This window comes from Amycolatopsis sp. NPDC052450, from assembly GCF_044547565.1.
Classification (GTDB): domain Bacteria; phylum Actinomycetota; class Actinomycetes; order Mycobacteriales; family Pseudonocardiaceae; genus Amycolatopsis.
The window spans coordinates 236,591-260,819 of the sequence record NZ_JBIUAQ010000004.1; the positions used below are offsets into that span (position 1 = coordinate 236,591).

The 24,229-nt window shown below is 68.4% G+C and carries 9 protein-coding genes and 1 pseudogene; 4 read left to right on the top strand and 6 right to left on the bottom strand.

Translation table 11 applies throughout. The features are described from left to right. Nucleotides 1-5: 5 nt before the first annotated feature. From ACIHAO_RS10010 to ACIHAO_RS10020, 3 genes are read left to right on the top strand one after another with little or no spacing between them, the layout of a single operon-like run. Nucleotides 6-15,080: a non-ribosomal peptide synthase/polyketide synthase gene (locus tag ACIHAO_RS10010; RefSeq protein WP_396556400.1), complete on the top strand. Its 15,075-nt coding sequence runs from the start codon at nt 6-8 to the stop codon at nt 15,078-15,080. Then, a complete protein-coding gene (locus tag ACIHAO_RS10015; RefSeq protein WP_396556402.1) occupies nt 15,077-16,351 on the top strand; it encodes an MFS transporter in 1,275 nt (424 codons plus the stop codon). Before ACIHAO_RS10010 ends, ACIHAO_RS10015 begins: the two co-directional genes overlap by 4 nt. Beyond that, nucleotides 16,344-16,541 (top strand): MbtH family protein, encoded by a 198-nt coding sequence (locus ACIHAO_RS10020; protein ID WP_396556404.1) that lies wholly within the window; start codon nt 16,344-16,346, stop codon nt 16,539-16,541. The genes ACIHAO_RS10015 and ACIHAO_RS10020 overlap by 8 nt, the downstream gene beginning before the upstream one ends. A gap of 310 nt (nt 16,542-16,851) precedes the next feature. On the opposite strand, the pseudogene ACIHAO_RS10025 reads toward ACIHAO_RS10020, so the two are convergent. The 4 genes and pseudogenes from ACIHAO_RS10025 to ACIHAO_RS10040 all read right to left on the bottom strand — a co-directional run. Then, a pseudogene (locus ACIHAO_RS10025) lies at nt 16,852-17,178 on the bottom strand (lysine 2,3-aminomutase); the annotation flags it as partial. A gap of 637 nt (nt 17,179-17,815) precedes the next feature. Continuing rightward, nucleotides 17,816-18,391, bottom strand: coding sequence for an Ltp family lipoprotein (locus ACIHAO_RS10030; RefSeq protein ID WP_396556406.1), 576 nt, complete (start codon nt 18,389-18,391; stop codon nt 17,816-17,818). A 198-nt stretch (nt 18,392-18,589) separates the two neighbouring features. Further along, nucleotides 18,590-18,766, bottom strand: coding sequence for a hypothetical protein (locus ACIHAO_RS10035; RefSeq protein ID WP_396556408.1), 177 nt, complete (start codon nt 18,764-18,766; stop codon nt 18,590-18,592). Between the two features lie 89 nt (nt 18,767-18,855). Further along, nucleotides 18,856-20,178, bottom strand: a complete 1,323-nt coding sequence (locus ACIHAO_RS10040) for a tyrosine-type recombinase/integrase (protein WP_396556410.1) — start codon at nt 20,176-20,178, stop codon at nt 18,856-18,858. A 711-nt stretch (nt 20,179-20,889) separates the two neighbouring features. Here ACIHAO_RS10040 and ACIHAO_RS10045 point away from each other — a divergent pair. Next, entirely contained in the window at nt 20,890-22,116 is a 1,227-nt protein-coding gene (locus ACIHAO_RS10045; protein WP_396556412.1) for a hypothetical protein, read from the top strand. Nucleotides 22,117-22,793: 677 nt separating this feature from the next. On the opposite strand, the gene ACIHAO_RS10050 is transcribed toward ACIHAO_RS10045, so the two are convergent. Both ACIHAO_RS10050 and ACIHAO_RS10055 read right to left on the bottom strand, forming a co-directional pair. Further along, nucleotides 22,794-23,147 (bottom strand): spore germination protein GerW family protein, encoded by a 354-nt coding sequence (locus ACIHAO_RS10050; protein WP_396556414.1) that lies wholly within the window; start codon nt 23,145-23,147, stop codon nt 22,794-22,796. 43 nt (nt 23,148-23,190) lie between these two features. Then, nucleotides 23,191-24,195 carry an Acg family FMN-binding oxidoreductase gene (locus ACIHAO_RS10055; protein WP_396556416.1) on the bottom strand — a complete coding sequence of 335 codons (1,005 nt, stop codon included), beginning with the start codon at nt 24,193-24,195 and terminating at the stop codon, nt 23,191-23,193. Nucleotides 24,196-24,229: the final 34 nt, after the last annotated feature.

The window sequence follows — 24,229 nt, forward strand, 5'->3', positions numbered from 1 at the left end:
CGCCCATGACGTCATCCAGATCCGACCGAATCGCGGCACTGCCCGCCGAACTCCGGGAGAAGCTGCGCGCCAGGATGGCAGGCGCGGCCGCGCGGACCGACGTGCTCCCCACCGCGGATCGTGACCGCCCGCTCCCGCTGTCGTTCGCCCAGCGGCGGCTGTGGTTCCTCGACCGGCTCCACCCGGACGACGCCGAGTACAACAGCGCACTGGCCTTGCGGCTGTCCGGAGAACTCGACATCCCGGCCCTGGCCGAAGCCCTGCGCGCGCTCGTCGAACGGCACGAGTCGTTGCGGACCACCTTTGACGAGGTGGACGGCGAAGGCGTCCAGATCATCCACCCGCCGGCGGGTCTGCCGCTGCCTGTGGTGGACGTCGACGCCGAAGCGCTCGAACGGGTGCTGCTCGAGGAGTACTCGCGACCGTTCGACCTGCAGCGCGGGCCGTTGGTGCGGGCATGGCTGGGCAAGACCGGCCCCGAGGAGCACGTGCTGCTGATGTGTGTGCACCACATCGTCACCGACGGCTGGTCGATGGGCGTGCTGACCGGCGAACTCGCCGAGCTGTACAACGCCGGTGTCCGTGGTGAGCGGGCCGTGCTCCCGCCGCAGCCGGTGCAGTACGCCGACTTCGCGGCGTGGCAGCGGAACCGGCTGTCGGACGACGTGCTCGCGGAACGGCTCACCTACTGGCAGCACAGATTGGGCGGGCTCGCCCCGTTGGAGCTGCCGACCGACCGGCCGCGACCGGCGACCCGGACGACCGAGGGCGCGGTGCGTGAATTCCGCCTGCCGCGGGAGACGGCCGCGCGGCTGGCCGAGCTGGCGCGGTCCGGCGAGACCACGCTGTTCGCCACCGTGCTCGCGGCCTGCAAGGTGCTGTTCGCGCGTTACGCCGGGCAGGAAGACGTGGCCGTCGGCACGGTCGTCCAGGGCCGTGACCGGCCGGAACTGCAGCGGGTGGTCGGGTTCTTCGTCAACACCGTGGTGCTTCGGTCCACTGTGGACCTGTCGCGGAGCTTCCGTGAGCTGCTGGGCGAGGTGCGGGAGACGGTGATCGACGCCTTCTCCCACGACGACGTGCCTTTCGAGCGGCTGGTCGACGCCGTGCACGCGGACCGCGATCCCAGCCGCAGCCCGCTGTTCGACGTGATGGTGCTGCTGCACAGTGCCTCCGGCGCGAAGCCGTCCTTCGATGGACTCGAGGCCGAAGACGTCGGTGTCGAGCGGAAGTCGTCGAACTTCGACCTGACCGTCGAGTTCGAGGAACGCGACGGCGCCCTCGCCGGACTGGTCGAATACAGCACGGCGCTGTTCGACGCGGACACCATCGACAGGCTGATCGCCCATCTCGCGGTGCTGCTGGACGCCGTCGCCGCCGAACCGGACCGGCCGCTGGCCGGGGTTCCGCTGACGACGGACGGCGAGCTGCACCGGATGCTCGTCGAGTGGAACGACACCGGCATCGACGTACCGGACACGACCGTCGTGGACTTGCTCGACCGCCAGGCCGTGGCGACGCCCCACGAGACCGCTTTGGTGTTCCGTGACGAGACGCTGGACTACGCGGAGCTGGTCCGGCGCGTCGACGTACTCGCCGGTGAGCTGGTGCGGCGGGGAGCCGGACCGGAGCGGATCGTCGCCGTCATGCTGCCTCGGTCGGCCGAGGCCGTGGTGGCACTGTTCGCGGTGTTGAAGGCGGGTGCGGTGTACCTGCCGGTCGACCCCGGTCTCCCGGCGGAACGCATCGAGACGCTGCTGCGTGACGCGGATCCGGTCGTGGTGGTGGACGAGGACTTCGAGTGCACGGGGCATCCGGCGGTGCCCGTCGGCCCTCGCCCCGATCAGGCCGCGTATGTCATCTACACCTCCGGGTCGACGGGCAAGCCGAAAGGCGTCGTGGTCGAGCACCGCGCGCTGGTGAACCTGCTGGCCAACCACCGGCGGGTCTTCGGCGCCGGCCGCCTGCGCGTGGCGGGCACGGCGGCCTTGTCGTTCGACACGTCCTGGGAGGGACCGCTGCTGCTGGCCGACGGCCACGAACTGCACCTCGTGGACGACGACACCCGGCTGGACCCGGAGGCGCTCACCCGGTACGTCACCGGGCACCGGATCGACTTCCTCGACCTGACCCCGTCCTATCTCCGGCAGTTGCTCCCCGCCGGACTGCTGGACGGGCCGCACCGCCCGGAACACCTGATGCTCGGCGGCGAAGCGATCGGGGAGGCTCTGTGGCGCGAGCTGGCGGATCGGCCCGGGACGACCGCCCACAACTACTACGGGCCGACCGAGACCACCGTCGACGCCGTGTGCACGCCGGTGTCCGGTGAGCGCCCGCTGATCGGCCGTCCACTGGGCAACTTCCGCGCCTACGTCCTCGACGAGACGCTCTCACCCGTACCGCTCGGCGTACCGGGACAGCTGTACCTCGGCGGCGCCCAGCTGGCTCGTGGTTACCTCGGCCGTCCGGGGTTGACCGCGGACCGGTTCGTCGCAGACCCGTTCGGTGCGCCCGGCACGCGGATGTACGCCACCGGCGACCTCGTCCGCTGGACCGGCGACGGAGCACTGGACTATCGCGGCCGGTGCGACGAGCAGGTCAAGATCCGCGGGTTCCGCGTCGAACCCGGCGAGGTGGAGGCCGTCCTGCTGCGTCACCCCGCGGTCGCCGAAGCCGCTGTGGTGGCGAGGGAGGACCGGAACGGCAAGCGGCTCGTGGCCTACTTCGTGCCGGACGGCGGAAGCCCGGACCTCGGCGAACTCCGGCGTTTCCTGGCCGGTTCACTACCCGACTATCTGGTGCCTTCGGCCTTCGTCCGGCTCGACCGGCTGCCGCTGACCCGGCACGGCAAACTCGACCAGGCCGCCCTGCCGGCACCGGACTTCTCGGCCGCCCGCGCCCGGTATGTCGCCCCGCGCGACGACGTGGAGCGGCTGGTGACCGGCGTCTGGGCGGACGTGCTCGGTGTCGAACGGATCGGAATCGAGGACAACTTCTTCGATCTCGGCGGGGACTCGATCCTCGGCATCCGTGTTCTGTCCCGTCTCCGGGCCGCGCTCGGGGCGGAGGTCCCGGCGCGGCTGCTGTTCACCGCGCCCACCCCCGAGCGGCTCGCCGCGGCCCTGCCCGGTTCCGCCGGGCACGAGGTCGCGATTCCGGTCATCGAACGCGAGAACGGCGCGTTGACGGCCCCGCTTTCGTTCGCCCAGCAGCGACTGTGGTTCCTCGACGAGTTCGAACCGGGCAGTACCGAGTACGTCTCGCCGACGGCGTTGCGGCTTCGCGGAGAACTCGACACTGGCGCACTGGACCGGGCGCTGACCGCGCTCGTGGCCCGGCACGAGGCCCTGCGCACCACTTTCGACACCGTCGACGGGCACGGAACCCAGGTGGTGCATCCGCCGTCCGAAGTCCGGGTGCCGCTCACCGACCTCAGTGGACTGTCCGAACAGGACAGACAACGACGGTTGATCACCGCGCTGGCCGAGGCATCGACTGCGCCGTTCGACCTGCGCCATGGTCCGCTGCTGCGCACCCGGTTGCTCCGGCTGGCACCGGAGGAGCACGTGCTCACGCTGGTGCTGCACCACATCGTCACCGACGGCTGGTCGTCCGGAGTGCTCATGGGTGACCTGAGCGCGTTGTACACCGCTTTCGTCCGCGGGGAACGCCTCAGCCTGCCCGATCTGCCGGTGCAGTACGCCGACTTCGCGGTCTGGCAACGCGAAAGACTGGCCGGGGCCATGCTGGACGAGCAACTGGGTTACTGGCGGCACCGCCTCGAAGACGTCCCGCCGCTGGAGCTGCCCACCGACCGCCCCCGGCCCGCCGTGCGCACCAAGAACGGCGCGCTGCTGGAGTTCAGCGTCCCGGAGGCCACCACCGCGCGGCTGAAGGAGCTCTCCCGGCGCCAGGACGGCACGCTGTTCATGACCCTGCTCGCCGCCTGCCAGCTGCTGTTCGCCCGCTGGTCGGGACAGGACGACGTCGCGGTCGGTACGGTCACCTCCGGCCGGGAACGCGCCGATCTGGAAGGGCTGATCGGCTTCTTCGTCAACACCCTGGTGCTGCGGTCCGAAGTGGACCTTTCCCGGCCGTTCGACGCGTTCCTCCGCGACGTCCGTGAGCTGACCCTGGACGCCTTCGCGCACCAGGACGTCCCCTTCGACCGCGTGGTCGACGACCTGCAGCCGGTCCGCGACACCAGCCGCACCCCGCTGTGCCAGGTCATGGTGGTACTGCACAACACGCCCGAGGGGAAGCCGGCGCTGCCTGGGCTGGCCGTCGAGGAACTGGCGCCGCCGGTGGTGACCGCGACCTTCGAACTGATGATCCAGTTCCAGGAGGTCGCCGGGCGCCTCGACGGAGTGGTCAACTACAACACTGATCTGTTCGACACCGCCACGATCGAGCGGTTGACGGGTTGGCTGCGGCTCGTCCTCGAAGGCGTCAGCGCCGCCCCGGACCGCCCGCTCGGCGAACTGTCGCTGCTGACCACCGGCGAGCGGCACCATCTCCTGCACACGCTGAATGACACCACCCGGCCGCTGGACGAGACGACCCTGCCGGAACTGGTGCGGGCCCAGGCCGGGCGGACCCCGGACGCCCCCGCGGTCACCGATGGCGGCGTCACTCTCTCTTACGGCGAGCTGGAGCGGCACGCCAATCGGTTGGCTCACTGGCTTATCGCGGCCGGGGCCGGGCCGGAACAGCGGGTTGCCGTCGTCCTGCCGAATTCGGTCGAACTGTTGGTGGCGTTGCTGGCCGTGCTCAAATCCGGTGCTGCTTATGTGCCGATCGATCCGCTGTACCCACCGGAACGTATCCGGTTCATGCTTGACGATTCCGGGCCGTTGGTGGTGCTCGACAGCCGGGAGGCGGTCCTGGACACCGCGGGGCTGCCGGAAACCGACCCGGGAGTGCGGCCGCTGCCCGGCCTGCCCGCGTACGTGATCTACACGTCCGGGTCGACCGGCAGACCCAAAGGCGTGGTCAGCACCCACGACGGACTGCTGAACTACCTCCGCTGGGCGGCCGGCGCGTATCCGGGCCTGGGCGGCACCGCTGTGCTGCACTCGTCGGTCTCCTTCGACCTCACGGTGACCACGTTGTACGGCCCCCTGCTCACCGGCGGCCACATTCGGGTGGAGGGCAGCCCCTCACCGCGGCCGCCCACGTTCCTCAAGGCCACCCCGGGTCATCTGCCACTCTTGGGCGCGCTGGACGAGGACGAGCTGTCGCCGACGGGTGAGCTGGTGGTCGGCGGCGATCAGCTTCTCGGGCCGGTGGCCGAAGGCTGGCGCGCGGACCATCCGACCGCGGTGGTGGTGAATGAGTACGGGCCGACCGAGACCACCGTCGGCTGCATGGAGTACCGGGTCGAGCCGGGACAGGAGCCGTTCGACGGCGCGGTTCCGATCGGTCATCCGATCTGGAACACGCGGCTGTATGTGCTCGACGGGCTGCTGAACCCGGTGCCCGCCGGGGTCGCGGGCGAACTCTACGTCGCCGGTGCCGGGCTGGCCCGTGGGTACTTCGGGCGGCCGGGACTGACCGCGGCCGGGTTTGTCGCGTGTCCCTTCGGCGCACCGGGGGAACGGATGTACCGGACCGGGGATTTGGTGATCCGGCGGCACGACGGCGAACTGGAGTACCAGGGCCGCGCCGACCAGCAGGTCAAAATCCGAGGCTTCCGGATCGAGCTCGGCGAGATCGAAGCCGTGCTGGCCACGCATCCGGACCTTGGCGAGGTCGCCGTGGTGGCCCACGAGGCGGACGGCACCCGCCGGCTGGTCGCGTACCTGGTCCCGGCGCCGGGCGCCGCGGTGCCGGGGACCACCGTGCTGCGGGAGTTCCTCGGCCGCACCCTGCCTGCGCATATGGTGCCCGCGGTGTTCGTCGGTCTCGACGCGCTTCCGTTGAACGCCAACAGGAAGCTCGACCGCCGGGCACTGCCCGCACCAGACGGGCACGTCGAGGCGGGCCGCCGGTACGTGGCCCCGCGGACGCCGGTCGAGCGTGAGCTGGCCCAGGTGTTCTCGGCGGTGCTGGGCGTCGAACAGGTCGGCGCCGAGGACAACTTCTTCGGCCTCGGCGGCGACTCGATCCTCAGCATCCAGGTCGTGTCGAAAGCGCGTAAGGCGGGGTTTTCCCTGTCCTCGAAGGACATCTTCCTGCATCAGACCGTGGCCGAGCTGGGTTCGATCGTCGAGGCGCGGGTGGCGCCTGAGTCGGCGGTGCCCGCCGAACCGTCCGGGCCGGCACCGCTCGGGCCGATCCAGTCGTGGTTCTTCGAAACCGGCCTCGACGACGGACACTTCACCATGTCCATCCACATCGGACTCCGAGCGGACGTGGACCTCACGCGCCTGTCCGACGCCGTCAGCCGGGTGGTGACGCACCACGACGCCCTGCGCATGCGGTTCTCGCGGGTGGCGGGTGAGTGGGTACAGGAACCGGCGCCGGACGAGGACACCGCGCCGCAGATCGTTCGGCTGCCCACCGCGGACGAGGACGGGATGCACGCGGCGGCGCTCGCCGCGCAAAGCTCGCTGAACCTCACCGATGGGCCGTTGTGGCGGGCGATCGTGTTCGTCCCCGGCGACCAGGCGCCCCGGCTGTTCCTCACCGTGCACCACCTCGTCATGGACGGCGTGTCGTGGCGTGTCCTGCTCGCCGACATCGAGGCCGCCTACCGGGGTGAAGACCTCGAGCCGGTCGGTACTTCCTACACCGCCTGGGCACGGTCGCTGGCCGGTCACGTCCGGACGGGCGGATTCGACGAGGACCTCGAGCACTGGAAGACCGTGTTCAGCGACGCGAGTCCGGACCTGCCGGTGGACCGGCCCGGTCGCAATGAAGCGGGCTCGGCGCGCACGGTCTCGGCGAGCCTCGGCCGGGTCGAAACGGCCGCGCTGCTGCACGAGGTGCCGTCGGTGTACCGGACGCAGGTCAACGACGTCCTGCTGGCGGCGCTCGGGCGGGTGCTGGCCGGGTGGACCGGCCGCGACCGCATGGTGATCGCGGTGGAGGGCCACGGCCGCGAGGAGATCGTCGACGGGCTCGACCTGTCCCGCACGGTCGGCTGGTTCACCGCCCAGTTCCCGGTCGCGCTGAACCTGCGCCCCGACGCGGGCTGGGGTGAGGAGCTGAAGTCGGTCAAGGAACAGGTGCGCGCGGTGCCGAACAAGGGTGTCGGCTACGACGCACTCCGCTATCTCGGCCGCGACGGAACCTCGGCGAGCCTGCTGCGAGACGATCCGGCGCCCCGGATCTCGTTCAATTACCACGGGCAATGGGATGTCGCGCCGTCCGGCGAGAGCCTGTACCAGGAGCGGCACGAGTCGCTCGGCCGCGACATCGCCGAGGCGAGCCCGCGGACGTACCTGCTGGACGTCATCGGTGTCGTGGAGGACGGACGGCTGCGGCTGGCCTGGGAGTACTCCGCCGACCTGCACGACGAGGCCACGGTCCGGCGGCTGGCCGAGGGCACGGTCGAAGCCTTGCGGGAGATCGTCGCGCACTGCGCCCTGCCGGACGCCGGGGGCCGCACGCCGTCGGACTTCCCGCTGGCCCGGCTCGGCCAGTCCCAAGTGGACCGGATCGCCGGCGACGGCAGGGACGTCGAGGACGTCTACCCGTTGACCCCGCTGCAGGCGGGCATGGTCTTCCACAGCCTCGTCGACGCCGGTTCGACGGCGTACTTCGACCAGTTCCGGCTCCGGCTCTCCGGTGTCGCCGAGCCCGTCTTGTTCGGCGAAGCCTGGCAGCAGCTCGTCGACCGGACGCCGATCCTGCGCAGTTGTGTGGTGTGGGAAGGGGTCGACGAGCCGGTGCAGGTGGTTCGGCGCCACGTCCCGCTCCCGGTCCGGCAACTCGACTGGCGTGGACTGTCCGAAGAGGACCAGCAGGTCGCGTTGACGGACCTGCTGGCGGACGACCTGGCCGCGGGCATGGACCTGACGACAGCGCCGCTGATGCGCCTGGCGATCGCCCGGCTGACCGACGACGAGGTCCAGTGCGTGTGGACCTCGCACCACGTCCTGCTCGACGGCTGGAGCACCGCGCAGGCCTTCGGCGAGGTGTGCGAACGGTACGCGGCCCTCATCGGCGGACGACGGCCGGAAGTGCCGTCCCGGCGACCGTTCCGCGACTACCTCGGCTGGCTGGCCGAGCAGGACGTCCAGGAGGCCGAACGCCACTGGCGTCACCTCCTCGCCGGGTTCGAGGCGCCCACGCCGTTGCCGTACGACCGGCCGCCGGTCGAGGCCCACCGCGCCGAATCGGGCGAAACGGTACTGGTCGAACTCTCGCCCGAAGAGTCACAGCGGCTGCACACCATGGCGAAGCGCGCGGCGCTGACCGTCAACACCGTGGTGCAGGGCGCCTGGGCGCTGTTGCTGGCGCACCACAGCGGCGAGCAGGACGTGCTGTTCGGCACCACCGTGTCCGGGCGTCCGGCCGAACTGCCAGGGGTCGAGTCGATGATCGGCATGTTCATCAACACCGTGCCCACGCGCATGCGAGTCCGAAGTGGACAGACCGTGGCGGACTGGCTGCGGGAGGCGCAGGCGGAGCAGGTGGACTCGCGGCGGTTCGACTTCGTGTCACTGGCGCAGCTGCAGGCGCTGATCGACGTGCCGCCGGGGACCGGCCTGTTCGACAGTGTGGTCGTCTTCGAGAACTACCCGATCGACGACGCGGCGGGTGGCGACGGTGTCGTGGTGCGGGACGTCGATTCACTCGACACCACGAGTTTCCCGCTGAACCTGACCGCGTACCTGCACGAACGACTCGGGCTGGAACTGTCCTACGACCCGCGGCTGTTCGACGCGGCGACGGCCGAGCGACTGGCGGAGCACCTGGCCAGGCTGGTCCGGCGGATCGCCGAGGAGCCGGACGGCCGCGTCACCGAGCTGTCCCCGCTGGGCGACGTGGAGCGTCGTCGGCTGCTGGTGGACTGGAACGACACCGCGGTCGACGTTCCCGGGGGCACGGTGCTGGACGTGTTCCGCACCCAGGTGGCCCGCACCCCGCACGAGACCGCTTTGGTCTTTCGGGACACCGCCCTGGACTTCACGGAGTTGGACGAGCGGTCGGACCGGCTGGCAGGCCACCTCACTGAGCAGGGTGCGGGTCCGGAGCGGGTGGTCGCGGTGGTGCTGCCCCGCTCCGCCGAGGCCGTCGTCGCGATCCTCGCGATCTTCAAGGCGGGCGCGGTGTACCTGCCCGTGGACCCGGATCTGCCCGCCACCCGGCTCGAGTGGCTGCTGCGGGACGCGAGCCCGGCTGTCGTACTCGACGACCCGGCCCAGGTCCGCGCATGGTGCGATCGGCCGTCACCACGTGAGCTCCCCGGCGCCGCGGCGGATCACGCCGCGTATGTCATTTACACGTCCGGGTCGACCGGGCTGCCCAAGGGCGTGGTCGTCGAGCACCGCAGTCTCCTGAGCCTGCTGGCCGACCACCGCCGTTCCTTCATCGGCGACGCCGCCGGGAAACGGACACGGGCGGCACTGACCGCGGCGTTCTCCTTCGACACGTCGTGGGAGGGTCTGCTGGCCATGATGGACGGTCACGAGCTGCACGTCCTCGACGACGGCACCCGCATGGACCCGCGCGCCGTCGCCCGTTACGTCGACGAGCACCGGATCGACCTGCTCGACCTCACGCCGTCGTACCTCCAGCAGCTGCTGGAGGGCGGACTCCTGGACGGCGCGCACCGCCCCGGCACCCTGTTGGTCGGCGGTGAGGCGACCGGTGAGACGTTGTGGCGTGAGCTGGCGGCACTGCCCGGCACGGCCGTCTACAACTACTACGGCCCCACCGAGGTCACGGTGGACTCGGTGTTCTGCCGCGTCCGCGGTGAGCACCCGGTCATCGGGCGGCCGACCGGGAACGTGCGGGTGTACGTGCTGGACCGGACGCTCTCGCCGGTCCCGGCCGGCGTGCCCGGCGAGCTGTACCTCGCCGGCGTCCAACTCGCCCGGGGTTACCTCGGTCGTCCCGGCCTCACTGCCGACCGCTTCGTCGCGAACCCGTTCGGCGGGCCCGGCGAGCGGCTGTACCGGACGGGCGACCGCGTCCGCTGGACGGCCGGCGGGGAACTGGACTACCTGGGCCGGGTCGACGAGCAGGTCAAGATCCGCGGCTTCCGTGTGGAGCCGGGTGAGATCGAAGCCGTCCTCCTTGGGCATCCCGCCGTCGCCGAGGCTGTCGTCATCGCGCGCGAAGACGAGCCGGGGGACCGGCGGCTGGCTGCCTACGTCGTACCCGGCGCCGGGGCACCCGACGTCACCGAACTGCGGGCCTGGCTGCGCCGAGCCGTGCCCGGCCACCTCGTGCCGTCCGCCTTCGTGGTGCTCGACCGGTTGCCGCTGACCCGCAACGGCAAGGTCGACCGCCGTGCGCTCCCCGCTCCGGAAAGCAGTGGCACCGGCACGAAGTACGTGGCACCGCGGACCTCCGCCGAGCGCACGCTGGCCGAGATCTGGTCCGATGTGCTCGGCGTGGAGCGAGTCGGCGTCGAGGACAATTTCTTCGAACTGGGCGGCGACTCCCTCCTCAGCATGCGGATCGTGTCGCGCGTGCGGGCCACGTTCGGTACGGACGTGTCACCGCGCGCGTTGTTCTCCGACCCGGTCCTCGGCCGGTTCGCCGCCGCGGTGGCCGATCAAGGACCGGCGGGCATGGCCATCCCGGTGATGGATCGCGACGGCCCGCTGCCGCTGTCGTTCGCGCAGCAGCGCCTGTGGTTCCTCGACGAGTACGAACCGGGCAGCACGGAGTACGTGTCGCCGACGGCGTTGCGGCTGCGCGGCGAACTCGATGTCGGGGCGCTCACCGACGCGCTGACCGCCTTGGTCGCCCGGCACGAAGCATTGCGGACGACCTTCGACGCGGACAACGGGCGCGGCGTCCAGCTCGTCGGCGCTCCGTACGCGGTGGAACTGCCACTGGACGACCTGAGTGGACTGTCCGAAGAGGACCGTTCGGCCGCGCTGGACCAGACGCTGGAAAGCGAGGTGCGGCAGCCGTTCGACCTGCGGACCGGCCCGCTGCTGCGGGTGAGGCTGATCCGGCTGGCGCCGGACGAGCACGTGCTCACGCTGGCGCTGCACCATATCGTCACCGACGGCTGGTCGTCCGGCGTGCTCGCCGGCGACCTCGACGCGCTTTACACGGCGTTCGTCCGCGGTACGGAGCCGCCGCTGCCGGACTTGCCGATCCAGTACGCCGACTTCGCCGTGTGGCAGCGGCAGGTCGTCGAAGGCGAGCTGCTGGCGGATCAGCTCGGTTACTGGCGGGACCGGCTCGACGGCATGCCTCCCCTGGAACCACCCACCGACCGGCCGCGGCCGGCGGTGCGTACCACGAACGGCGACTGGTACGCGTTCGACGTCCCGCGCGGACTGGTCACCGCGCTCAAGGGCCTCGCTCGTGGCGAGGACAGCACGTTGTTCATGACGCTGGTCGCCGCCTGCCAGGTGCTGCTGGGCCGGTGGTCGGGGCAGGACGACGTCGCGGTGGGCACGGTGACGTCCGGCCGGGAGCGACCGGAACTGGAACGGCTGATCGGCTTCTTCGTCAACACCCTGGTGCTGCGGTCCACAGTGGACGCCACGACGACGTTCCGTGAGCTGCTGACGTCGGTCCGGGAGACCGTCCTCGGCGCCTTCGCTCACCAGGACGTGCCGTTCGAGCGGGTCGTGGACGCCGTGCAGCCGGAGCGCGACGTCAGCCGTACGCCGCTCTTCCAGGCGATGGTGGCCTTGCAGAACATCGGCGACCCGGTGCCCGCCGGTGGCGCGCTGGCCGCCGAGGAGATCGCGCTGCCGTCGGCGACTGCGGCGTTCGACCTGCTCGTGCAGTTCGAGGAACACGACGGCGGCCTGCGCGGCGCGGTCAACTACAACACCGACCTGTTCGACCCGGCCACCATCGAACGGCTGACCGGTTGGCTGCGGCTCATCCTCGAAGGCGTCGCCGCCGCCCCGGACCGCCCGCTCGGCGAACTGCCGCTGCTGACCGCCGTCGAACAGCACCACCTTGTGCACACCCTGAACGACACCGCGCGGCCGCTCGGCGCGGCCACGCTGCCGGAACTGGTGCGGGCACAGGCCGAGCGGACCCCGGACGCGACCGCGGTCACCGATGTCGGCGTCACTCTCACCTACGCCGATCTGGAGCGGCACGCCAACCGGCTGGCCAATCGGCTGATCGCGGCCGGGGCCGGACCGGAGCACCGGATCGGGATCGTGCTGCCGAACTCGGCGGAGCTGCTGGTGGCGTTGCTCGCCGTGCTCAAATCCGGTGCCGCCTACGTCCCGATCGACCCGATGTACCCACCGGAACGGATTTCCGCCGTGCTCGGCGACTCGCGGCCCTTGGCGGTGCTCGACGATCGGGAAGCGGTACTGGATACCGCTGGGTGGCCGGAGACCGACCCCGGAGTGCGGCCCTCGCCCGATAACCCCGCCTACGTGATCTACACCTCCGGATCGACCGGCAAACCCAAGGGGGTGATCACCACCCACGGCGGGCTGCTGAACTTCCTCCACTGGGCGGTCGAGGCGTATCCCAGCCTGAGCGGAACGGCCGTGCTGCACTCGTCGGTCTCCTTCGACCTCACGGTGAACACGCTCTACGGCCCGCTGCTCGCAGGCGGCCGGATCCGGGTGGCCGGCAGCCCGGCACAGCGGCCGCCCACCTTCCTCAAGGCCACTCCGGGCCATCTGCCGCTCCTCGGCGTCATGGACGACGACGATCTGTCGCCGACCGGCGAACTCGTGGTCGGCGGGGACCAGCTCATCGGCTCGGTGACCGACGCCTGGCGCGCGGACCATCCCGGCGTGGTGGTGATCAACGAGTACGGCCCGACCGAAACCACCGTCGGCTGCATGGAGTACCGCGTCGGGCCAGGACAGGAACTGGCCGCGGGCGCGGTCCCGATCGGGCATCCGATCTGGAACACGCGGCTGTACGTGCTCGACGACCGGCTGAACCCGGTCCCGGCCGGGATCGCAGGCGAGCTGTACGTGGCGGGCGCCGGACTGGCCCGCGGGTACTTCGAGCTGCCGGGGCTGACCGCGGCCGGGTTCATCGCGTGCCCGTTCGGCGAGCCGGGGGAGCGGATGTACCGCACCGGTGACGTCGTGATCCGGCAGCACGACGGCGAACTGGTGTACCTCGGGCGTGTCGACGAGCAGGTCAAGATCCGGGGTTTCCGGATCGAGCCTGGAGAGATCGAAGCCGCCTTGCGGAGCCATCCCGACCTCACCGAAGCCGTCGTCGTGGCTCGCAGGGACGACGGTCAGGCGCGTCTGGTCGCCTATCTGGTATCCGTGGCGGACGCCCCGGACGCGGCCGCGCTGCGGGAGTTCCTCGGCCGTTCGCTACCCGGGTACATGATCCCGTCGGCATTCGTTCCGCTCGACGTGCTTCCGTTGAACCGCAACGGCAAATTGGACCGTAAGGCACTGCCCGAGCCGGACGCACCGGTGGCGGCGGCGACGTACACGGAGCCGCAGGGGCCGGTGGAACGGGCACTCGCCGACATCTGGGCGGAAGTCCTCGGCCTCGACCGGGTCGGCGCCCACGACGGGTTCTTCGAACTGGGCGGCGACTCCATCCTCAGCATCCAGGTGGTGCACCGCGCCCGTCAGGCAGGCTGGCGGATGACGTCGAAGGAGTTGTTCCGGCACCGGACCGTCGCGGAACTGGCGAAGGTCGTCACTTCCGTCGAAGCCGAGCCGGACGAGCGCGAGGCCGTCGCCGGGGACGTGCCGCTCACCCCGATCCAGCAGTGGTTCTTCGACGTGCACACCGCCAACCCGCACCATTTCAACCAGTCCGTTCTCGTCGAACTGACTCCGGCGGTGGACCTGGAGGTACTGCGGCAAGCGCTCGACGCCGTCGTCGCACACCACGACGCGCTGCGGATGCGCTTCGAGCACGTCGAGGGGGAATGGCGGCAGCACAACGACCCCGTCGGGGCGTCGACGGCGCTGCGGATCGAAACCGTGTCCACAGTGGACGAAAATGACCAGCGGGCGCTGATGGAGGAGGTCGCCGACGAGGCGCACGCCGGGTTCGACCTGTCCGCGCCCCCGCTGCTCAAGGCCGTGCTGTTCGCCCGCGAGCCGGGGCCGCTGCTGTTCCTGACCGCGCACCACCTGGTGATCGACGCGGTGTCGTGGCGGATCCTGCTGGAAGACCTCGAGCGGGCCTACCGGCAGGCCGCCGACGGCGAATCCGTCGACCTCGGCGCGAAGACGACGTCGTTCCGCGACTGGTCGCATCGGCTGCGGGAGTTCGTCGACGGCGGCGGGCTCGATCACGAACGCGACCACTGGTCGCGGCTGCTGCCTGCCCGCGATCTACCCGTCGACCGCGCGACGCCGGTCCCCGGCACCCCATCGGAGGCCGTGACCGTCCGGCTCGACGCCGATGACACCGACGCGCTGCTGCACCTCGCCCCGGGCGCCTACCGGACCCGCATCAACGACGTCCTGCTCGCGGCGCTGGCCTGGGCGCTGGCGCGGTGGACGGGCGAGGAGCAGGTCGCGGTGGATCTGGAGGGCCACGGCCGGGAGGAGATCTTCGACGACGTCGACCTCACCCGCACGGTCGGCTGGTTCACCACGCTCTTCCCACTGGCGCTCGACGTCACCACCGCGGACGAGCCACGCTGGCGTGACCTGGTGAAGTCCGTGCGCAGGCAACTGCGCGCGGTGCCCGGCAACGGCTTCGGCTTCGGCGCGCTCCGCCGGCGGAGATTCCCCGAGCTCGGCGGGCGCTCCCCACAGATCTCGTTCAACTACCTCGGACAGGGCGACGACACCGCCGCCGGAACCGGGCTCTACCGGGCATCGCACGCGCCGATCGGCCACGAGCAGGATCCGGCGGACCCGGGCGGCCATCTGCTGGAGGTGGTCGGCGGTGTCCAGGAGGGACGGCTCGAGTTCTCCTGGTTCCACCGCCCGGACCGCCACGACCGGGCGACCGTGGAATCGGTCGCCGCGGACTTCGCCACGGCCCTGCGCAGGATGGCCCGAGACGTCCGGGGTGAGCCGGCATGACGACGCTGTTGTCGCGCAACCGCGACTACCGCCTGTTGTGGGGCGGGCAGGTCATCTCGGAGACCGGTTTCAGCACGTCGATGATCGCCTTCCCGCTGCTGGTGCTGGCCGTGACCGGCTCGGCGGCGCAGTCCGGTCTGGTGCTCGGCGCGGTCGCGATCGCCCAGCTCGCCGCCGGGCTGCCCGCCGGGGCTCTGGTGGATCGCTGGAACCGCAAGAAGATCATGCTGGCCTGCGAAGCCGTGCAGGGCCTCGCGGCCGCCGCACTGGTCGCGGCGCTGTGGTGGGGTGTGGCGAACGTGGCGATGATGATCGCCGTCGCCGCGGTGATGGGGCTGTGCCGGGCGCTGTTCGAACCCGCGGAGGAGGCGAGCCTGCCTCGGCTGGTCACCGTGGACCAGGTGCCGTCGGCGGTGGCGATGAACGCGGCACGGTCGAGCGCCGGGCAACTGTCCGGCACGGCGCTCGGCGGGTTCCTGTTCGCCTTGGGCCGGATGGTGCCGTTCGTCTTCGACGCCATCGCCCACGTGGTCGCCTTCGTCGCCCTGCTGTTCGTGCGGTTGCCGCCGAAGCCGATCGAACACCGGACGGCGACCCCGCATCTGGGCAGGGAGATCGTCGCGGGGCTGCGCTGGGTGTGGCGCCAGCCGCACGTGCGGATCACCGCGGTGTGCGCGATCTGCCTGAACCTGTTCTTCAGCGCGTACTACCTGGTGATCATCGTGCTGGCGGATTCGCGCGGCGTCCCGGCGGGCGAGATCGGCGTGATGGCCGCGATGCTCGGCGGCGGCGGCATCCTCGGCGCGCTGGCCGCGCCGTACCTGCACCGCAAGCTCAGCCCGTACGTGATGATCATCAGTGTGTTCTGGGCACTGACCGTGCTCACCCCGCTCGCGGTGTTCGTCCACAATGGATACTTGATGGGCCTGCTGTTCGCGGCGATGGCGTTCCTCCCGCCCGCCGCCAACACCACCATCAGCACCTACCAGCTGCTGCTCACGCCGGACGCGCTGCGCGGGCGGCTCGGCGGGGTGATGGGAGTGACCGGTGGCCTTGCCGCCGCGGCGGGCCCCGCGCTCGGCGGCTGGCTGGTCGACGCGTTGCCGGGCGCCACCGCCGTGCTCGTCTGCGCGGGCGCGATCGCCGTCGTCACCCTTCTCGCCACCTTCAACCCGACGCTGCGCCGGTTCCCCCGGCGTATCGACGAGACCGCCGCGGATTTGCCCGAGAAAACGGAAATGCTGGACACGAAAGGAAAGTCGAATGGCTGACGAAAACACCTACCAGGTACTGATCAACGACGAAGAGCAGTACTCCCTCTGGCCGTCGGAGAAGGAGATCCCGGAGGGCTGGCGCGCCACGGGACACCGGGGGAGCCGTCAGGAGTGCATGGACCACGTCGACGAGGTCTGGACCGACATGCGCCCGCGCAGCCTCCGCGAACGGATGGCTTCGCAGTAGGCGCCCCGAACTCGACCCCCCGTGCGCCGGTGCACGGACATGGGCAGGTGCGTGGCTCCGGCACTTGGTCACCGGAGCCACGCACTTGGCGGTCAGGTGCAGATCGCCGGTCTTGTGCCACCGTCAGGCAAAGGTGGCTTCTGGTGAGGGTGTGGACTCACTGGCGCTCCCGTCCCTCACCGTGTGGATTTCGGGCCATCTGACGTCCCAAAATCCACACGGTGAGGGACGCTTCCGGTTCTGCCCTTTGCCGCAACGTCAAGTCCGGCGGATCCGCGCGTTCCTCGTGCTGGATGCACACATGTAAAAGCTATCCGTGCTGTTCGCGCCACCAGCGCTGGCCGGCTTCAGGCAGCGTGGAGATCGGGTCGTAGTACGGGTACTTGCGCTGCAAGGCTTCGGGGTCCTCGTGCTCGATCCCGGTGCGGTAGTTCTTGGTCCAGTAGGAAATTCCCCGCTCGCGGTCGTACTCGGCGAGCTGGTGCACCCAGCGCTTCCCGACATACGGAACGTCGCAGACGATCCGCGGAGTGGCGTAGCCGGGCAGATATCCCATGATCGCGTGCTGCAGTTCCTGTGCCTCGTGCACGGAGACCCGCCAGTGCTCGGCGTTGGGGATCATGTCGCACAGAGCGAAGTTGGGTGTAGGCGGTCGCCTTGGTGCCACCTTTACCTGCTGTGTTAGCTGTCGCAAACGTCCATAATGGATCCCTGGGGAGATTCTGGGCCGCTTGCAAATGCATGCATTCGCCGTTCCTTGGTCTCGCTTCCGTCTGGAGCCCGCTCAACGCGGTCCAAGGGTTCGTGGAGTCCATGTTGACAGTAAGCTTTACAAGTACTTCCCCGCTATCCCCGAACTAGGCTAAGCATGAGTTAGCTGACGAATGATGTCCGTGGCCAGTGAATACTCTCTATAGCGGGCCAGAGAGGCCCCGTTGGTGGCCCCGGGTTCCCGTGGATGGCAGATATCTCCCCGGTAGATCGTCCAGGTTGTCGCGCGGCGAGGCTGCGCGATGTGTAGAAAAACAGGGAGATTCTCAAGGCGTATGGCCTCACGGCGAGTTACCGCGCTGCGGCAGACTTGGCGGGGTGTAGGGACAAGGATTATGAGAGGTCGTCGCCGCGTGCGAGGTGGCCGAGGCTGGAGCAAGTACGGCAGCCTGGGTCGCGGCGGGGATGAGTTGCCGGACGGCTAGGTGGATTCGGCCGATCTTTCCGGCGACAGGTGCGGCGCGAGGGGAGTGGAGTGTTCGGCGATGTTCACAGGTGGGACCTCATTTGCACGCCTTCGTCTGGTGTGCGCCGAACTTGGCCTGGGCGTTGGTGAATTGCCCGCCGTACCTCGATGACAGCTGCTGGATCAGGCCGGTGCAGGAGAACGAGGTGTAGTCCAGGTAGGACTGTGCCGATTTGGCTGCCTGCGCGTTCCAGTCGACATCCAGGCTGTCCACCGCCTGGGTGGCGACGTTCTTCGGGTAGCTGTCGCCGTACTTCGAGGACAGTTGATCGATCAAGCCGTTTCGCGAGAAAGCGCTGTAGTCGAGATACGACTCCGCGGACCCACGGGCCTGCTCGACCTGGGGCGGGTACTGCGGAGCCACGCTGGCTGGACTGGACTCGACCTGGGGCGGTGACTGCGGAGCTTCGCTGGTCGGGCTGGACTGGACCAGTTGCCCGTTGATGCATGACTGTCCGGTCTGCAGCGGAGGGCAGGACCCTTGCGGCGTGTAGCTGGGTGTCGAAGCAGGGGCGGGAGTCAAGCCACCGACACCGAGATCGCCGGCGTCACGACCGGAACAGGCGGTGAGAGTGACCGCTGCCGCGGCGAAGAGGACGACGCCCTTGATCATGAGGAGCTCCTTGGCACGAGGTGATTTGTAGTCGTGTGCGCTGTTCTGTGCGTTACGCCGGTCATGTCTGCCCTCGAGACGCGGGCCGTGTCATGCCAACCGTGTAAGCCCAGGGATGGACCAAGATCGGGTTCGCTGGCAGCGAGGATCTGGGCGGGATCAGGCGTCATGATCCAGTCCCGTTACGTCGCTGCTCGGTCAGGAGACGGCGACGATCGTGCCGGAGTGGACGATGAGCACCTGTTCGTGGGTCGAGACGGCGAGGACGAGAGGCCGGTCGGGTTCGATGCCGCACATGTGGCGGGCCGCGGCGGGAAGGATGAGGGCTCCGCAGACATCGATGACGTGTCGGCCGGACGGGTCGGGTGCGATCACGATCTGCCCGTGCAGCGTGTCCAGTGCCGGTTGGCGGCCTGGGTGCCAGCATAGTTCGCGGAACAGCAAGCGGCAGGCCTGGTTGCCCGCTATCTACGTCGGCGGTTCAGGCCTGCCGTCTTGATACGGCGGCCGTGGTTCCCTGCCATCCTGCGTCTGGTGGGTGCGGGCGGGAACATGGTGTCGATCGCGAGCCGTGCTCGGTCGTAGCTGGTCAGGGTGAGGTGTACGTAGATTTTGAGGGTGAAGGCTTCGGAGGAGTGGCCGAGGTAGGCGGCTATTTCTTTGATGGTGACGCCTTGGGTAAGCAGGTATGAGGCGTAGAAGTGGCGCAGGGCGTGCATGCCGTCCTGCTGCCGCTGGTAGGAGATCTCGGCCTGCTCGAAGGCAGGCTTCCAGACGTGCTCTCCCCAGGTGGACCCCCGCCACGGCCGGTCGTTTGCGTCGGTGATGAGCAGGTTGACAGTCCGGGTGAGGATCCTGTCCTGCTCGGCCCAGGGGAGGGTGACGGGGATGGGCGGGTATGCCGCCGTGTAGTCGTCTATCAACCGGATGATAGCTCTGGTCATAGGGATCGTTCTGGATTTATGTCCCTTCGGTAGTTTGAAGGCCAGAATTCCGTTGCAGTACACGATTTGACGATCGCAGTTGTACGTGAGTTTCGCGCGGTCGATGTTCTCGGGCGAGAAGGCGAACACTTCACCTGGACGGAGGCCGAGGCCTGCGCCGAGCGGCACGGCTATCCTGTACCTATCGGGAAGTGCCTGCTTGATCGCGCGTAGTTTGGCCGCCGGCCACGGTGTCACTCGATGAAAGACGCGTCGCGGCGGGCAGAGGAGGCTGCTTCGGAAGGGGTTCGTTCCGATCAATCGTGCTTCGACTGCCGCGTCGGGTGTGGCGGACGCGGTCATCCAGGCATCGGCTTGGTAGTTGATGGAGATGTGGGAGTGCTCGGCCAGCCAGAGCTTCCACTGCCGAACCACCGCTACGTCGATGTTTCTGATCCTCTTCCTGCCCAGGAATGGCAGTATTTGATTGTCGAAAAGACTGTCGAGCGAGACCTTGCTGGACTCGTCCTGTGACCGGCCGTGCCGGTAGGTGACTGACAAGTCGGCGAAGCTGATGTCGCCTGCCCTGGGGCTGATGTAGATGCCGGCGTAGAGGTCGTTCTCCATCTTTGTCTTGAACTTGCGAGCCAGAGCAAGTTGCCCATCGGGAAACGACTTTGAATGCTCATCGCCGTCTGGGTCGGTGAAGCGCACGCGGTAGCGCAGGCCAGTGCCGAAGCGGGGTGTTTTCGTGCGTACTGGAACTCCGGCGCCATCTCGAATACGTTCGCCGGTCGAAGGACTTCGTTTATCCTTCCACCAACGATCCTCTATGTATGCCATCGCGACCGACTTCTCTCGCATGTTCTTTCACCGGAGACCGAGTCAGACTCAGAGTGTTCCGCCTACGCTGTACTCAGCGTAGGCGGAACTGTTCACGCCGGTGTTCACTCGATAGGTGGGCAGGTTTCACCCGTGCGGGTTTGCATTCTTATGTGTTATAGGCCTGTAGCGCACAGTGAGGCGCTGCTCAGATGGCACTGGGCGGATCGGACAGTGCGACACCAAGCGTGGGCGCGGGTGCTTGGCGCACAAAAGCGAACTGACCTCGACCTCAAGGAGATGCTGGAGGAAACGTCTGCTTCGTGCGTGGCTGCCCAAGCGCCCCCAACTGGCCGAAGGGATTCTAGGGCGCCTAGTCAACTCCACGTGGGCGACCTGGGATCAGGTTGCTGGAGAGGCTCTCGTCTGGTGGCCTAGGGTGTCGGGATGCCGAGACCGCCTGCCGCTATCGTCCAGCTGCCACCGTGGTTGTGGGGCGGTAACCCCACCGGCTTCTTCTCCGACGCCGGCCTACATGCTCGTGTGCACGACTCGGCCGAGGGTACATGGCTGGTAAAGACCGAAGAGCGCCATCGCACGGTGCCGCCGAGTCTCGTCGAGGTTCACCACGTAGCCGGGAGTCACCAGAAGCCGGCACGATTCGATCGGATCGCGACATTCGCAGGACCACGACTCCGAGGGCCCCTGTCCGCGCGTGAACATCAGGTCCTGTCCGAGCGCGCCGATCGGGCAATGGCTACCAAGGAGCTCGTCGACGCTTTCAATGTGCTGACTTTACAGACAGTGCTTGCGGACCAGGAGCAGCTACCCGACATCGTCGGACACGTTCACGGAGAACTCCTGGACTTCCGCTTCTCAGGGGAAGCTCCGGAGCAGGTGTTTCCCCACGCGGGCGTTCACGTCGTCCGTCGCCGGAGCGAGTTGGTGCACAGGATCAAGATGGCCGGGGTGCTACTTCGCTTGGAGTACGACACGCAGCTGACAGGCGGCGACCTGAGTGGGATCAAAGCGGCGCAAGACAAGGGTCAGCTGATCTTCTCGTCATCCGAACATCTTCTCAACGGCGCAACGTTTCTCGACGTGTATGTCGGTCCGCTGATGGGTGCGGCATCTCCGGCGATCTGGAACCTGCACGCCGCGCGCGAGTTCGGCATCGTGGTGTACAGCCTCGGACGGTTCATCGTGGCACCGAAGGACGGTGCGGCGGAGATGCTCCACTTCCTGCCGATTCGCGGTTCGCTCGAGTCTGTTCCCACCCCGACGATCCGTCCAGGCGCCTGCTCGACGGCGCTGGACTGGTGGGGAGCGAAGCTCAACAATCTCTTCGGCGTCCTGACCGACCCGGTGACCTTCACCGACCAGGCGGGCAGGTATGTTCCGGTGAAGCACCTTCAGGCCATCAGCACTGTTGAACAACTGTTCAAAAGGATCACCTCACTGCAAGCGGCACACCGTGACCTCACGGCGCGCCGGGTCTTGTTCTTTTCGGTCATGGATACGCTTCATCGTCTTACTGGCCGGCCGATTGAGAAGCACTGCTCTCTGCAGTTCGCCACTGAGACGCTTGAGCGACTACGTGCAGCGATCTCCGCGGAGGCCGCGGAGGTGCTGCTCCCCGCAGCGGAACGTGCTGTAACAGCCTTACGTAAGGTCCAAGACGGCTTCTATCTCGCTCGGCAGTTCGGCCGAGACGAGATCGATGTCGTGAACAATGGCGCGGCGACGGGGAAATTGAACCTGGAGGACGCGGCCAGTGAATACCTTGAGATGCTGCGGAACGCTACCCACGGGTTCGGCTCGAACAAGTCGCGACACGTCGGCCTGACGAACACGCTGCTTGCGCACCACGATGGTGACGTGCCACATGACATCGGATTCCTGGGATACCTGTACCTCTTGGACCTGGTGAGCCAGCCTGAGACGCTCAGGGGCGCTCTCTACCGCGGAGGACGCCTTTGACGTCACTGAACGTTCGCGGATCACTGGAATCCGTGCCGATGTCGCCGCAGCCGTCGTCGTGGCCTCCGCGATTGAAAGTAAATGGGGGCTTTCGCACGAGCCCTGCTTACCCGCGCGGTTCACTGTGGACGAAGTGATCTTCGAAGAGGAACGGGTCTGAATAGTTTGTGTCACCACGCCGGTCTCGCCTGGCACAGGTCCGCGTAGCAGGCTCGCGGCGACAATCAGCAGGCGTCCGGATCTATCGCTGGACACGATCGGAGCTGCAGATCGACTGGACCTACCTTGGCCTCTACGGTCTGATCACCTTGATGGCGTGAATCGCTATCGGTTTGGGTGGCAACTCTATCGGTGTTCGCGCCTTAAGATCGTCCGTTGAAAAAGCCACCGCAGCTGCGTCTGACGACGTTCTTGCTCCGCGAGCTTCTTCCGCTTCGCAATCTCGGTACTCAACCGCCGCCGACGCTCCTCCTCGGCACGAGCTCGCCGCTCGGCGTTGGTGGCGAGCCGCACTCGCAACTGCTCTCGCGACCGTGCCCCCGTCTCGGAGATCCGGTCGACGAGACGCTGTAGATCGCGCGCGGTTCGCAGCTTGGCGTTCACGTTCTCCCCGCGCCGCTTCCTGGGATTCCATGCCGGTTGCATGGTTCTCGATGCTCGCCGCCTCGACCTGGCTGTCAGGAGAGCTCCGGCTCGGTGTCCCGCTTGAGCTTCACGAAACGGGTGGCCGCGAATAGGGCCGCCACCGCGATCATGCCGAACGTGGTCATGAGGCGGTTCACGTCGATGGCGGGCTCCCAGCGCAGTTTGCCGTCTTTGATGACGTACGCGCCCACCGGTTTGGCCGACAGGCCGAACCCGGCACCTTCGCCTGAGCGCCCCTTCTCGTCGCGGCTGTCGCCCCCGCCACCGCCGGTGCCGACCGTGGCGGCCACGATCACCGTGACCCCGTCGGCGTGATACGGCTCGCCGTAGACCATCTTGGTTTCGAGGCCGTCTTTGGCCTTCTTCAGGAGTTCGTCGACGTTCATGATGTGCTCCCAGGGGTTGTTGGTGTGTTCGTGGGCGGGGGTGTCAGCTTTCGCGCTGCTGTATCGGTATCGGCAGGCCGATCCCGTAGTGGCCCAGTGGTCGCAGGACTTCCGCGATCGGCCGTCGTGGGGTGGCGGGGAGTGGGGGAGTGCCGTCGGGTAGGTGGCCGATTCGCACGACGAGCTGCGGCTCGGCTCCCTCGGCGACGACGCAATCGCGGACCAGCCCACGGGTGCAGGTCAGCTCCAGTGGCTCCGTGACCAGGCAGGACGCGAGGTTCAGCCGGGTCGCCGTCAGCACCACGGCGCTGGCGGCTTCGCCTGCCCGTAGCCTGTCGAGCGGAGTGTCGTCCACAGTCGACAGGACGGTCAGCGCGGCGCCATCGTGGGCGTCGGTGTCGGCGAGCAGGGCGTCGGAGAAGTCTCGTACCAGCGGTGCCGCGGTGGTCAGGACGGCGTTTCGTGCGGGTACGCCGTCTGCCGCGTACCGCCGTCCGCTCCAGGACGCGAGTTCGATTCCGTAGTCCGGGTCGGCCCGGTGCAGGCCCCGAGCCTCCACCGCCGCGGCCGTCAACGCCGAACGCTGTGGGGCACCGTCCACGAAGCGCAACGTCGCGTCGTGGTCTGTCGCGCTTCTCATGAGACGGTCCACCTCCCAGGCCGTCAACGGCCGGGTGGCATACCGGCGGCGATCCGACCGGCGTCGAGGTATCGCCGTGGCCGGCGCGATGTCCTCTTCACGCGGTTCACGAGGAAAGAGTTCGATCCGGGCCAGCACGTCGGGATCGGGCATCCGGTCGACGCGGGCGGCCCAGCCGAGCGCGGCGGCCGCGATCGTGAAGTGATGGAGCACGCACCCGCAGCTGATGAGCAGATCGCGACCTTCGGGGTCGGCCTGCCGCAGCCTGCGGCCGGTGTCCGCGCGCAGTTCGATCGTGCGGCCGCGGAACCGCCAGTCCCAAGGTTGGCTGTTGTGCACCGAGGGGGCGCGTACAGCCAGTGCGATGGCCGCCCTCACCGTGTACGCGTCGGGCAGGTTCTGGTCCATCGCTTTTCCTCCTCGGATCGGACCGTTCTCATGC